Consider the following 12566-nt stretch of genomic DNA (forward strand, 5'->3'; position numbering starts at 1 on the left):
CGATGACGATGCAGAAGCAGCAGGCCGGTCCGTTCGAGGTGCGGGTCTGGCAGCAGGGAGAGGGCCCCGGGCTGCTCTACCTGCACGGCGTGGAGCGGCACGCGGGTGACGCACCCTTCCTGACCCGGCTGGCGCAGAAGCGCGATGTCCGCGCACCGGAGTTCCCGGGGTACGGGGAGTCGACGGGTTTCGAGGCCATCCACGACCTGCAGGACGTGACCCTCGCGCTGCGGGCCATGGTCGAGGACTGGGGCTGGGGCAGCGTGGACATCATCGGGCACTCCTTCGGCGGCATGCTCGCCGCCGAGCTCGCCGTGGTGGCCCCCCACCTGGTCCGCAACCTGGTTCTGGTCGACTCCTACGGGTTGTGGTCGGACGAGGAGCCGGTGGCGGACGTCTTCGCCCTCATGCCGCCGGAGCTGGACGAGGCCAAGTGGCACGACACCACCAACAAGGGCAGCGAGACCAACGTCGCGGCTTCGGGGCTGGAGGCCGCGATCGAGCGGACCACCAACTTCGGCTCGAGCACGAAGTTCCTGTGGCCGATCCCCGACCGGGGTCTGAGCCGGCGACTGCCCTACCTGCAGGCGCGGACGCTCATCGTCCACGGCGCCTCCGACGGCATCGTCCCCGTGTCCTACGCCCACGCCTTCGCGGACGCCATCGACGGCGCGCAGGTGCACGTCGTCGAGCAGGCCGGGCACCTTCCCATGTTCGAGCGCGAGGACGAGTTCCTCACGGTCGTCACCGAGTTCCTTGACCAGGAGGCATGACATGAGCACCGTTGAGCTGCACCACGACATCCAAGGGGAAGGTCCGCCCCTGCTTCTCATCGCCGGTCTGGGTCTCAGCTCCGGCGCGTGGGCCACCGTGGCTCCCGCGCTCGCGCAGTCCTACACCGTCATCACCGTCGACAACCGGGGGACGGGCCGCAGCCCGGTGCCGGAGGGTCCCTACACCATCGACGGCATGGCCGACGACATCGCGGCCCTGCTGCGGTCCCTCGACCTCGGGCCGGTGTCGGCGGTGGGCTGGTCGTTGGGCGGCTCGCTCCTGCAGTCGCTGCTCATCAACCACGGCGAGCTGATCGACAAGGCGGTCCTGCTCAACGCCTTCCCGTCCTACACCAAGGTGCAGGACGCGTGGCTGGACGCCGGTCTCATCCTGAGGCAGTCCGGCCTGGAGCCCGCGGCCCTCGCCGTCCAGGGTCTCGCCTGGGCGCTGACGCCCCGGGCGCTGACCAACCACGAGGCGCTCTACGAGACGCAGCGGATGGCGGCCGAGATGGATCCGCACCCCACCTCCTACGAGGGGTATGCCGGGCAGGCCGCCGGTCTGCGCGTGTACGACTCCCGGGAGCAGCTGCCGACGGTGACCAACAAGGTGCTGGTGCTGGCCGGGGCCGAGGACACCCTCACCCCGCCGTGGCAGTCGGTGGAGATGGCCGAGCTGATCCCCAACGCCCACCTGCAGATCCTGCCGCGCGGGAACCACGGCATGATCCTGGAGTACCCTGACGACACTCTGGCGGCCATCACCGCCTTCCTGAGCCGCCCGGCCTGACCGGGGACCACGGCCACGGGGCACGACGCCCCTGGTGATCGCGCACGGACGGCGGGCCCGGCCATTTGGCCGGGCCCGCCTGTATAGAAGGAGTCCAACGGTGGACGACGTGACAGAGATGCCGGTCAAGGCGCTGGGCGAGCGGCTTTCCGCCCTCATCGGCAATCCCGACGAGCAGCTGGTCGACGAGGTCGTCGCCCAGGTGCAGCAGCTCCCGCCCGGTCCCACCCAGGAGCTGGTCTCGGCCTTGCTGGGTGCGGCGTTGCGAGCGCGCGAGGAGGTGGCCGAACACCGTCAGCGGGAGCGCGAGCTGCACGCGTTGTTCGACACCGCACGGGACCTCACCTCTTTCACGGATGTGGACGAGGTGCTCCGGGCCATCGTGGACCGGGTGCGGCGCCTGCTCATGGCTGACTCGTGCTACGTCGCCCTGAAGGACGAGGCAGCTGGTGACGCCTACATGCGCATCACCGCCGGGACGCTCAGCGCCTCCATCGAGTCGGTGCGCCAGAAGCCGGGTCAGGGTATCGGAGGCAAGATCATCTCCAGCGGCCGGCCGTTCTGGACCGAGAGCTACCTGGAGGACCCGGACATCGAGCGGGTGCCGTCCGTCGCGGCCGCCGTCGAGGCCGACGGCATCCAGAGCATCGCGGGTGTGCCGATCAGCTCCGGCGGGGAGACCATCGGCGCCCTCTTCATCGCCAACCGGAGGAAGCACCGGTTCAGCGCCTCCGAGATGGCGTTGCTGGCCTCGCTCGGTGACCAGGCAGCCATCGCCCTAGCCAACGCCAACCTGATCGAGGAGCTGGAGCGCAACGCGCGGAGCTTGCGCGAGACCAACGACTCCTTGAGGCAGCGAACCCTGGCGCTGCAACGCTCGGCGCACACTCATGCCCAGCTGACCTCCCTGGCCCTGGACCGGGCATCGGCCCACGACTTCGTCGCCGCGGTGTGCGAGCTCCTGGGGGCCGACGTCCTGGGCCAGGTGAACGAGCAGGGGGACGTCGTCGCCGTCCACGCACTGCCGTCGGCACAGTTCGTCGTGCCGGAGCTGACCCAGGAGGCGGGCGCGCTCGCGTCAGGATCCGGTACGTCGACCGAGCGGTTGTCCCAGCAGGACTCGGTCCTGCGCGAGCGGTGGTTCGTCCCCGTCCGCGCAGGCAACTCCCGGCTGGGTTACCTCTTCGCAGCCTTCAGCGAGGCACAGACCGCGGTCGTGGTGCAGAACCTGGAGCAGAGCGCCCAGACCGCCGGGGTGCTGGAGCTGCTGGAGCGGCAGACCTTCTTCGTCGAGCAACAGCTGCGCGGTGAGCTGATCGACGACCTGCTGAGTGACCGGGCGCCATCCCCAGCCGTCGTCGAGCGGCGTGCTCAGCGTTCCGGCCTGCTGGACCCCTACGCCCCCCACTGGGTGTTCGTCCTGAGCGCCAGCGGTGAGATCACCCGTAAGCAGCTTGCTGAGCTGTGCGCCCGCATCACCGGACCCGTGCGCGGACTGGCCTCGGAGTACGCGGGTGACATCGTCGCCGTCGTCCCCCTGTCCGCCTTCGCCGACCCCCAGGGGTTCATCAAGCAGGTGCGCGACGCACTGCGTCGAGCAGCCCCGGGATCGGTGCTCAGCGGCGGCGTCGGCGGGCTGGCTGCCGACTACTCCCAGTTGCGCGCGACCCACGCCGAGGCGTCCCGGTGCCTGCGCATCGTCCTCGCGCTGGGTCGGTCCGGCGAGGTCCTGTGCCGCGACGACCTCGGAGCCCTGGGGCTCGTGCTCGAGGGCACGACCCGGGCTCGGGTGGACCGGATGCTCGACCGGCTCCTCGGCCCACTGATGCGCTACGACCGCGACCATGGCGCGATGCTCGTGGAGACCCTCGAGGCCTATTTCGAGGCTGGTCAGAACCCACGCACCGCCGCGACGACCCTCTTCGTCCACCCAAACACCGTCTACCAGCGGTTGGCGCGCATCGACCACGTGCTCGGGACCGAAGCGTGGCGGGAACCGGCCGGATCGCTGGAGATGCAGCTGGCCCTCCAGTTCTACCGGCTGACCCAGCACCTACCCCTGGAGGAGCTGCTGGCGGAGCCGCCCGCGGCGGGACCGGCCCGCGCGGTGAGCTGACGGTCAGCCGAGAGGGTCGCCGACGGCGTCGGCAGGGTCCGCACCGCGGCCAGAGCTGCCGGCCTCGCGCTCGGCAATGCCCTTGATCGCCTGGAGCGTCAGCGGCATGTCATGGTGCGCAGACGCGGTCCGGACTGCCACCTGGGCGGGAGCTTCCTCCCCGAAGCGCTCGCGGAAGTACTGCTGTCCTGCCTCGGTGAACTCCCACGTGTGCGTCAGCTCGCAGCCGCCGTCGGACCGGGGGGTGAGCAGGTACCCCCACCGCACATACCCGAGGCCCACCCCCCAGACGAACTCGCGCCCCGGGTCATCGGCGACCACGGTGGAGGTGGTCGTCCATTCGCGGCTCGGGCTGACGTTGTGCCCGGTGAAGCGGCCCCCGACCCCGGTGATGCTCGGGTCCTCCCACTGGCAGGATCGACAGGTCGGGCTCCACTCACCGGTGCGGGTGACGTCACGGACGATCGCGTAGACGGCCTCGCAGGGCGCGTCGACGGTCACGCTCTCGCGGTGGGCCAACAACATGCGGGTTCTCCTAGGTCTCGTCGGACAGGGCTCGCCCCCGTCAGAAGGTCAGGACGATGCGTCCGCGCACCCCGCCGGCTTCCAGCATCCGGTGCGCCTCGGCCGCCTCGGTATAGGGCAGCTCGGCAGCCACCTTGAGCGGAAGCGTGCCGTCCTCGGCGTAGGCCGCAAGCTGCTGCAGCCGGTCCTGGGCGAGGTACTCGTCGCGGACCCGCACCGGGAACGTCTGGATCCCGCGCTCGTCCGGCCCCTCCCAGAAGCGGACGGTAGCCAGTCGCCCACCGTCGCGCAGGGCGGGAACGATCTGCTCACCCTGGACCGAGCCATCCACCAGGCCATCGACACCGTCGGGGAAGAGCTCCCTGATCGCCTGCGCGACGTCCGGCCCCCGCTCCACCACGTGGTCCGGGCGGAGGCTCATGACGAGCTCACGGTCCTTGGCCGCGGCGTCGGCGACGACGACCAGGCCCGCGGCGCGGGCGAGGCTCACGAGGTAGGTGCCCAAGGTGCCGGCGGCGCCCGTCACCGCCAGCGTGCTGCCCGGGGCCAGATCCAGCAGTGCCAAGGCCTGGAGTGCGGTCAGGCCATTCATCGGGACGGTGGCCGCCTGGGCGAGCGAGACGGAGTCGGGAACCACCGTCATCGATTCCCAGGGGCCGACGAGGTGCTGTACGTAGGCGCCACCGGGTTGCCCGGTCGGCAGCGCGATCGCCATCAGCCGCTGCCCGACCTGCCAGGGAACATCCTCCCCGACGGCGTCCACCACGCCGGCCGCATCCATGCCGGGGACGTAGGGAGGCTGCGTGCCGTAGGTCCCGTAGGTCCCGGCCCGCAGGTGGGTGTCGGTCGGGCTGACCGCAGCGGCCGCCACACGGATGCGGACCTCTCCGGGGCCGGGCAGGGGAGCCGGGACCTCGTGGACGCCCAGCTGGTCAGGACCGCCGAAGTCCGTGACGCCGACGACGTGATGGTTCTGGGTAGCGGTGGGGGTCATGCGCATTGACGCTACGGGACCTGCCGTCAGCGTGATGTGGACTTTGCACCACACTGACTCCCACAGATGGGTAGGTCTCTCCATACCCCTCGCGGGCGGCCCTGCTCCATTGTGGTCGGCAACCCAGTAGGAGGATCAATGACGATAGACCTGGGCGGTCGCAGCGCTTTTGTCACCGGCGCTGGCAGAGGTCTGGGCCGGGAGATTGCTGTGCACCTCGCCGGTCGAGGTGCCTCTGTCCTGGTGGCCGACCTCGACGAGCAATCAGCGCATGAGGTCGCGGCGCACATCACCAACCACGGGGGCAGGGCCGAGTCCTGCCACCTCGACGTGCGGGAGCCCGCCAGCGTGCAGGCTGCCGTCGAGCAGGCCACCGCACTGGGCCCGCTGCGTATCGCGGTGAACAATGCCGGTGTGGCCGGGGCCGTGGTGCCGGTGGCCGACTATCCACTCGCCGAATGGCGCCGGATCCTGGACACGAACCTCGACGGGGTCCTCCACTGTCTGCAGGCCGAGCTGCCCGTCATGCAGCGGGCCGGCGGCGGCTCGATCATCAACATGGCCTCGGTCCTGGGCACGGTGGGGCGGCCGCACGCCTCCGCCTACGTCGCGGCCAAGCACGCAGTGATCGGGCTGACCCGCAGCGCCGCCATGGAGTACGGCCACGACGGCATACGGGTGAACGCGGTGGCTCCTGGCTACGTCATCACCGACCTCAACCGCGAACGACTCACACCCGAGATCCAGCAGGCCATCGCCCAGGACACGGCGCTGGGCCGTCTGGGCACCATCGAAGAGATCGTCGGCATCGTCGGCTTCCTCGCCAGCGACGCCGCGTCGTACGTGACCGGCAGCTGCCAGGTCGTCGACGGGGGCTACTCCGCGCACTGACGTCCGTCCCCGGCGCCGCGACAACCCATCCACATCCACCCCTTATGGAGTAGGCACTTGAGCAAGTTTCTCTTGACGCGCCTCATCACGACGTTACCCGTCCTCCTGATCGTGACCTTCGTCGTCTTCGGCCTCGTCCTGCTCATCCCGGGTGACCCGGCCGTGACCATCGCGGGACCGGACGCCACGACCGAGCAGGTCGCCGCGGTCCGCGAGCGCCTCGGGCTGAACGACCCGGTGCTGATCCAGTACTGGAACTGGCTGGTCTCCGCGGTCCAGGGCGACCTGGGGACGTCCCTGTTCACCAGCCGCCCGGTGGCGCGCAGCATCGCCGACAGTCTGCCGGTCACGCTGGCGCTCACGGCGGCTGCCGTGCTGGTCTCGCTGGTCATCGCCATCCCGCTGGCCATCGTCGCCGCCCTGCGTCAGGGCTCCTGGATCGACCGGCTCGCCAGCCTGGGATCGTCGGTCGGTATCGCGCTGCCCTCGTTCTGGCTCGGCATGATGCTGGTGCTCCTGTTCAGCATCAACCTCGGCGTCCTGCCGGCCACCGGGTACGTGCCGCTGGCGGACGACCCCGGGCAGTGGGCGCGTCACCTGATCCTGCCGGCCATCACCCTCGGTGTGGCCGCCGCGGCGGAAAGTGCGCGTCAGCTGCGGGGCTCGATCATCGAGGTGATGAAGCAGGACTACGTGCGCACCGCCCGCGCCAAGGGCCTGCAGGGCTGGGTCGTCATCGGCAAGCACGTGATGAAGAACGCGAGCGTGCCCCTGGTGACCGTCCTGGGTGTGCAGATCACCTTCATGCTCGGAGGCGCGCTGCTGGTGGAGCAGGTCTTCGGCATCCCGGGGATGGGCATGGTGGCCATCAACGCCGTGACCCAGCGCGACATCCCCGTCATCCAGGGCATCGTCCTGATCGCCGTCCTCGTCGCCATGATCGTCAACCTGCTGGTCGACGTCACCTATGGCTTCCTCAACCCGAAGGTGCGCCCCCGATGAGCATCCCTCCCGCAGAAGAGACTGTGCAGCCGACCGCCACCCGTGTCGACGGCGCAGCCGAGGCGAGCTCGGTCGCGCCGATCGCCGGCAAACGACCGGGCGCGCTGGGGGACTTCCTCCGGCGTGTGCGCAGCAACCGTTCCGCGGTCATCGCCCTCGGCGTGCTGCTGGCTCTCACCCTCCTGGCGATCGTCGCACCCTGGATCACCCCCCACGATCCGACCCAGCAGGACCTCACCAAGGTGCTCCTGCCGCCCGGGTCGGAGGGCCACCTGCTGGGAACCGACCAGCTCGGACGGGACATCCTGTCCCGCCTGCTGACCGGCACGAGCACCAGCATGTTCGCCGTCGTCATCGCCCTGGCGGTGGCGCTCGCCATCGGGCTCCCCGCCGGTTTCGTGTCCGGCTACTTCGGCGGACCCGTCGACACCGTCATCATGCGGCTGAACGACGCCGGCATGAGCTTCCCCCCGCTGCTGCTCGCGATCGCCCTGGTGGGCATCCTCGGTCCTAACCTCGTCAACGCGATGATCGCGGTCGGTCTGCTGCTGGCACCGCGGTTCATCCGGCTCATGCGCGGGGTCGTGATGGGGCTGAAGGAAGAGACGTTCATCGAGGCGTCCCGGAGCATCGGCACCCCCACCTACCGCATCATCCTGCGCCACATCGTCCCGAACGCCATGTCGCCCCTGACCGTCGCCATCGCGGTCACCTCCGGAGCCGCCATGCTCTCGGAGGCGGGCCTGTCCTTCCTCGGGCTCGGAGTGCAGCCCCCGGACACCAGCTGGGGCTCGATGATCCGCGACGGCTTCCTCTACTTCAGGCGGGCCCCGCACCTGGGCATCTACCCCGGCATCCTCATCTCCCTGACCGTCCTCACCTTCGTCATCCTCGGCGACGGGCTCCGGGACGCTCTGGGTCGCGAGGAGCGCAAGGAGTGAGCCGCGCGAGCACCCGACCCCGTACGCCATACCCACCAACGCAGCCCACAGGAGGCCCCATGAGCCCGCAGGAGCACGCCGAGGACGTCCTGCTCGATGTCCAGGGACTGGAGGTCGAGGTCCTCACCGGAGACGGATGGGCCACCGTCGTCGACGGTGTCAGCTTCTCGCTCCGTCGCGGTGAGACCCTGGGCCTCGTCGGCGAGTCCGGCAGTGGCAAGAGCGTCACCTGCCTGTCGATCGCCCAGCTGATGCCCCGGCGCCAGACCCGGATCCGGGCCGAACGGCTGACCCTCGGCGGGGAGAACATCGCCGGCCTCGACGAGCGGGCGATGTCGGCCTTCCGGGGCGAGCGCATCGCGATGATCTTCCAGGAGCCGATGAGCAGCCTCAACCCGGCCTTCACCGTGGGGGACCAGATCGGTGAGCCCTTGCGTCGGCACCGAGGCCTGTCCCGCAAGCAGGCCCGCCGGGAGGCGATCGAGCTCCTGCGTCGGGTCGGTGTCCCCGTCCCGGAGCGCCGGGTGGACCAGTATCCGTTCGAGTTCTCCGGCGGTATGCGGCAGCGCGTCATGATCGCCATGGCGCTCTCCTGCGACCCCGAGGTGCTGATCGCCGACGAGCCGACCACGGCGCTGGACGTGACCGTCCAGGCGCAGATCCTCGACCTGATCAAGAGCATCCAGGAGGAGCGGGGGATCTCGGTCATCTTCATCACCCACGACCTGGGCGTGGTCGCAGACATCTGCGACCGCGTGATGGTCATGTATGCCGGACAGATCGTCGAGGGGGCGGAGGTGCACCGTGTCTTCGAGGAGCCGCAGCACCCCTATCAGGAGGGCCTCATCGCGGCGATGCCCCGGCTGGACAACAAGGGGGAGCTGCGCAGCATCCCGGGATCCCCGCCCCGGATCGGGCGGTTCCCCCAGGGGTGCCGCTTCCACCCCCGGTGCCCGTATGCCGTCGAGGCCTGCAAGGAGGGAACCATCCCCCTGCTCGAGGTCCACCCCGAACACACCTCGCGGTGCATCCGCGCCGACGAACTGATCCTGGAAGGAACGTCGTGATGAGCGAGCCGACGACACTCGAGCCGACCACACTCGAGCCGCAGCCGCTGCTGTCGGTCCGGGACCTGCGGGTCACCTTCCGCGGCCGGCGACAGCTCTTCAGCCGCACCCCCGCACCGGAGGTGCACGCCGTCGACGGAGTCTCCTTCGACGTCTATCCGGGCGAGACCCTGAGCCTGGTGGGGGAGTCGGGGTGCGGAAAGTCGACGACGGCCCGCGGCCTGATGCGACTGGTCGAGCCGGACGCCGGCACGGTGCACCTCAACGGCCAGGAGCTGCTGAGGCTGCCGGCGAAGCAGCTGCGATCAGCCAGGCAGAACATCCAGATGGTCTTCCAAGATCCGTACTCCTCCCTCGACCCGTCGATGCTCGTGGGTGCCTCGATCGCCGAGCCTCTGGACGCGCACACCACCCTGACCCGGGCCGAGAAGGCCGAGCGGGTCGCCGAGTCGCTGCGACAGGTGGGTCTGGAGCCGGACTACGGCAACCGCTACCCGCACGAGTTCTCCGGCGGCCAGCGACAGCGCATCACGATCGCCCGCGCGATCTCGATCAAGCCCCAGCTCCTGATCCTCGACGAGGCGGTCAGCGCCCTGGACGTCTCGACGCAGAACCAGGTGCTGGAGCTGCTGGAGCAGCTGCAGGCGGAGCTGGGGCTGGCCTACCTTTTCATCGCCCACGACCTGTCGGTCGTGCGGCACATCTCCGACCGGGTCGCCGTGATGTACATGGGGCGGGTCGTCGAGCACGGGGACGTGGACCAGGTCTTCGAGAGCCCGACCCACCCCTACACCCAGGCGCTGCGCAGTGCCGTACCGGTGCCCTCGCCGCGTATCCAGCGGCAGCGCAAGCGGATGGTGCTGCAGGGCGACCCGCCGGACCCGTCCAACCTGCCGCCGGGGTGTCGCTTCAGCAGCCGTTGCCCGTACGTCATGGACGTCTGCGTGCAGGTCGACCCCCCGGCCTACCCGCTGCCCGGGGGAGGGGCCTCCGCGTGCCACCTGGTCCCGGACCGGGCAGACAGCGGGTTGGTGAAGACCCCCGGCTGAGCACCCCCCGGGGGCGGGTCAACCGACACCACGGAGCCGGAGGTTGTGTGCGCCCGTCCGTTGTCCGCCTGCGGCTCCCCGGACAGGATCGAACCATCGTCAACGTCGACCGAGAGAGAGAACGCTCATGGCACAGCTGCTGAAGGACCGAGTCGCGGTGGTCACCGGTGGGGGTGGGGGGATCGGTGGAGCCTCTGCCCGTCGCCTGGCCGAGGAGGGCGCGAGCGTCGTGGTCGCGGACTACGACATGAACGCCGCCGAGGCGGTCGCGTCCTCGATCGGAGACGCCGCCCTGGCGGTGCGCTTCGACGCTCGCGACCCGGAGTCGGTCCGGGCCGTCATCGCCAAGGCCGTGGACACGTACGGCCGGCTCGACGTGCTGCACAACAACGTCGCCATCACCTCCACCGCCTGGGGCACCGACGGCACCGTCCTGAGCAACGACCTGTCGATCTGGGAGGCGGCGTGGGAGGTCAACCTGCGCAGCTTCGTGGTCGCCACCCAGGCTGCGCTGCCACACCTCATCGACTCCGGCAACGGCTCGGTGATCAACATGGCCTCCCAGGCCGCCCTGCGCGGCAGCCCCGGGCTCACCGCATACGGCACCACGAAGGCCGCGGTCGCCCACCTGACCCGATACCTGGCGGTGCAGCACGGCCGCGACGGGGTCCGGACCAACTGCATCGCGCCCGGGGTCATCCTGACCCCCCAGCTCATCGCGAACGCCCCCCAGCTCGAAGAGATCACCCTGCAGACCCTGCCGTACTACCGTGTGGGCACCTCCGAGGACGTGGCCAACCTGGTCGCCTTCCTGGCCTCTGACCAGGCCGCCTTCATCAACGGCCAGGTCATCAGCATCGACGGGGGTTCGACCGCGGGGGTGAGCCCCAAGCCCGCCGACGAAGGGTGACCCCCCGGCAGCGGCTCCTCCTGGGTGTCCTCAGCGGGGTCCAGTTCGTCCTCATCGTGGGCTCGACCATCGTCATGGTCTCGCTGCCACAGATCCGCGAGGACCTGGGGATGACCCCCGCAGGGCTGCAGTGGGTGGTGACCGTCTACGTCCTCACCTTCGGCGGTTTCCTGCTGGCCGGAGGCCGCGTCGTCGATCTGCTCGGCGGCCGCACCGTGCTCCTGATCGGGATGGTGGTCTTCGGTGCGGCCTCCGTCGGCTGTGCGGCCGCCGCCTCGGGAGAGGTGCTCATCCTCTTCCGCGCGCTGCAGGGGGTGGGTGCGGCGATGGCCTCACCGGCGGCGTTGTCGCTGCTGGCCGGTCAGTTCAGCGAGCCGCGACCTCGGCGCATGGCCCTTGGCATCTGGGCGGGGGCGGGAGCGATCGGAGGAACCCTCGGCAACGTCATCGGCGGGCTCATCACCACGGTCTTCAACTGGCACTGGATCTTCCTCTTCAGCGCACCCGCCATCGTCCTGCTCCTGGTGGGGGTCCTCTGGGTCGTCCCCCGGAGCCCTCGCACGGCACGGGTGCACAGCGGGGTGCTCAGCGCCGTCGCGGTGACCACCGCCATGGGCCTGTTCCTGCTGGCCCTCTCCCAGGCGCCGCAGAGCCTGCCGAGGATCTCTGTCGTGACGATCACGGGGTTCGTCGGAGCCCTGCTGATGGCAGGGGTGTTCCTGCTCGTGGAGCGACGGTCACCGGCCCCGCTTCTCCCTTGGTCGACCCTCATGCAGGGGCACGCGGGCATCGGCTACCTCTTCATCGTCCTGGCCAGCACGGGCATGGGTGTCTACTACCTCTGCTCGATCTTCATGCAGGACGTCCTGAGCTACTCGGCGCTGACCGCCGGCCTGCTCTTCCTCCCCTGGACCGCCACGATCGCCCTGGGGGCGCAGCTGGGACCCCGCTTGCTCGACCGGCTCCCGCTGAGGCCGACGCTGCTGCTGGCGCTGGTCGGCCTGAGCCTCGGGCTGGGTCTCCTGGCCTGGGCCATGACCCCCGAGATGACGAAGGCGTCCTTCGTCGCCCCGTTCGTCCTCATCGGCCTCGGGCAGGGGATGATGGGCGTGATCGCCACCAGCCTGGCGCTCTCGTCGTCGAACTCCGGGGGGCACGGGCTGGCAGCCAGCGTCGTCAACACCAGCCAGCAGGTCGGCGGCGCCTTCTTCATCAGCGTCTCCGGCGCCGTGACCATCCTCGTCGCCTCGATGGCCCGGCGGTCCGGCACCCTCGGCGGTGCCGCCGAGCTCGCGGGCGTGCGGGCCAGCCTGGTGCTGTGCTTGGTCGTCTGTGCCCTGGGTCTGCTGGTGGCCTGGTTCGGCCTCGGGGGGCACGGTCTGACGCGCCCGGCGGGCGGTGGACCACGACCCGCAACCCCACCCCCAGACATGGGCGGCACCACATTGCGTCCCTGAATGGGGCACACCAGCCTGGGGTGATGGGTGGCGACGAGGCTGGCCCGGAGA

General features: G+C 70.0%; 12 protein-coding genes. 10 read left to right on the plus strand and 2 right to left on the minus strand.

What is annotated here, in order from left to right; genetic code table 11:
- Positions 1-2: 2 nt before the first annotated feature.
- From ESZ52_RS08585 to ESZ52_RS08595, 3 genes are all read left to right on the plus strand, one after another.
- Entirely contained in the window at positions 3-773 is a 771-nt protein-coding gene (locus ESZ52_RS08585; protein ID WP_131104570.1) for an alpha/beta fold hydrolase, read from the plus strand.
- 1 nt (position 774) lies between these two features.
- On the plus strand, positions 775-1563 hold the full coding sequence (locus ESZ52_RS08590) for an alpha/beta fold hydrolase (RefSeq protein WP_131104571.1): 789 nt from the start codon (positions 775-777) through the stop codon (positions 1561-1563).
- Between the two features lie 100 nt (positions 1564-1663).
- Complete coding sequence (locus tag ESZ52_RS08595; protein WP_131104572.1) at positions 1664-3679, plus strand: helix-turn-helix domain-containing protein; 2016 nt, start codon at positions 1664-1666, stop codon at positions 3677-3679.
- 3 nt (positions 3680-3682) lie between these two features.
- Here ESZ52_RS08595 and ESZ52_RS08600 read toward each other — a convergent pair whose 3' ends face one another.
- Together ESZ52_RS08600 and ESZ52_RS08605 are read right to left on the minus strand one after the other, a co-directional pair.
- Complete coding sequence (locus tag ESZ52_RS08600) at positions 3683-4204, minus strand: SRPBCC family protein (RefSeq protein ID WP_131104573.1); 522 nt, start codon at positions 4202-4204, stop codon at positions 3683-3685.
- Between the two features lie 40 nt (positions 4205-4244).
- Positions 4245-5198 carry a quinone oxidoreductase family protein gene (locus ESZ52_RS08605; protein ID WP_131104574.1) on the minus strand — a complete coding sequence of 318 codons (954 nt, stop codon included), beginning with the start codon at positions 5196-5198 and terminating at the stop codon, positions 4245-4247.
- A 138-nt stretch (positions 5199-5336) separates the two neighbouring features.
- Here ESZ52_RS08605 and ESZ52_RS08610 point away from each other — a divergent pair, with 138 nt between their 5' ends.
- The 7 genes from ESZ52_RS08610 to ESZ52_RS08640 all read left to right on the plus strand — a co-directional run bounded on the left by ESZ52_RS08610 (position 5337) and on the right by ESZ52_RS08640 (position 12515).
- A complete protein-coding gene (locus ESZ52_RS08610) occupies positions 5337-6089 on the plus strand; it encodes an SDR family NAD(P)-dependent oxidoreductase (RefSeq protein WP_131104575.1) in 753 nt (250 codons plus the stop codon).
- A 57-nt stretch (positions 6090-6146) separates the two neighbouring features.
- On the plus strand, positions 6147-7091 hold the full coding sequence (locus tag ESZ52_RS08615; RefSeq protein WP_131104576.1) for an ABC transporter permease: 945 nt from the start codon (positions 6147-6149) through the stop codon (positions 7089-7091).
- Positions 7088-8032 (plus strand): ABC transporter permease, encoded by a 945-nt coding sequence (locus tag ESZ52_RS08620; protein WP_131104577.1) that lies wholly within the window; start codon positions 7088-7090, stop codon positions 8030-8032. Before ESZ52_RS08615 ends, ESZ52_RS08620 begins: the two co-directional genes overlap by 4 nt.
- A gap of 59 nt (positions 8033-8091) precedes the next feature.
- A complete protein-coding gene (locus ESZ52_RS08625) occupies positions 8092-9099 on the plus strand; it encodes an ABC transporter ATP-binding protein (RefSeq protein WP_131104578.1) in 1008 nt (335 codons plus the stop codon).
- A complete protein-coding gene (locus ESZ52_RS08630) occupies positions 9099-10148 on the plus strand; it encodes an ABC transporter ATP-binding protein (protein WP_131104579.1) in 1050 nt (349 codons plus the stop codon). Before ESZ52_RS08625 ends, ESZ52_RS08630 begins: the two co-directional genes overlap by 1 nt.
- A 127-nt stretch (positions 10149-10275) precedes the next feature.
- Positions 10276-11058 carry an SDR family NAD(P)-dependent oxidoreductase gene (locus ESZ52_RS08635; RefSeq protein WP_131104580.1) on the plus strand — a complete coding sequence of 261 codons (783 nt, stop codon included), beginning with the start codon at positions 10276-10278 and terminating at the stop codon, positions 11056-11058.
- Positions 11055-12515 (plus strand): MFS transporter, encoded by a 1461-nt coding sequence (locus ESZ52_RS08640; protein ID WP_131104581.1) that lies wholly within the window; start codon positions 11055-11057, stop codon positions 12513-12515. Before ESZ52_RS08635 ends, ESZ52_RS08640 begins: the two co-directional genes overlap by 4 nt.
- Positions 12516-12566: the final 51 nt, after the last annotated feature.

It is taken from the genome of Ornithinimicrobium sufpigmenti, assembly GCF_004322775.1.
Lineage (GTDB): Bacteria > Actinomycetota > Actinomycetes > Actinomycetales > Dermatophilaceae > Ornithinicoccus > Ornithinicoccus sufpigmenti.

Coding starts and splice junctions, on each gene's coding strand:
- ESZ52_RS08625 (WP_131104578.1), top strand. CDS start 8,092: ATGAGCCCGCAGGAGCACGCCGAGGACGTCCTGCTCGATGTCCAGGGA.
- ESZ52_RS08605 (WP_131104574.1), bottom strand. CDS start 5,198: ATGACCCCCACCGCTACCCAGAACCATCACGTCGTCGGCGTCACGGAC.
- ESZ52_RS08600 (WP_131104573.1), bottom strand. CDS start 4,204: ATGTTGTTGGCCCACCGCGAGAGCGTGACCGTCGACGCGCCCTGCGAG.
- ESZ52_RS08590 (WP_131104571.1), top strand. CDS start 775: ATGAGCACCGTTGAGCTGCACCACGACATCCAAGGGGAAGGTCCGCCC.
- ESZ52_RS08620 (WP_131104577.1), top strand. CDS start 7,088: ATGAGCATCCCTCCCGCAGAAGAGACTGTGCAGCCGACCGCCACCCGT.
- ESZ52_RS08635 (WP_131104580.1), top strand. CDS start 10,276: ATGGCACAGCTGCTGAAGGACCGAGTCGCGGTGGTCACCGGTGGGGGT.
- ESZ52_RS08630 (WP_131104579.1), top strand. CDS start 9,099: ATGAGCGAGCCGACGACACTCGAGCCGACCACACTCGAGCCGCAGCCG.
- ESZ52_RS08585 (WP_131104570.1), top strand. CDS start 3: ATGACGATGCAGAAGCAGCAGGCCGGTCCGTTCGAGGTGCGGGTCTGG.
- ESZ52_RS08610 (WP_131104575.1), top strand. CDS start 5,337: ATGACGATAGACCTGGGCGGTCGCAGCGCTTTTGTCACCGGCGCTGGC.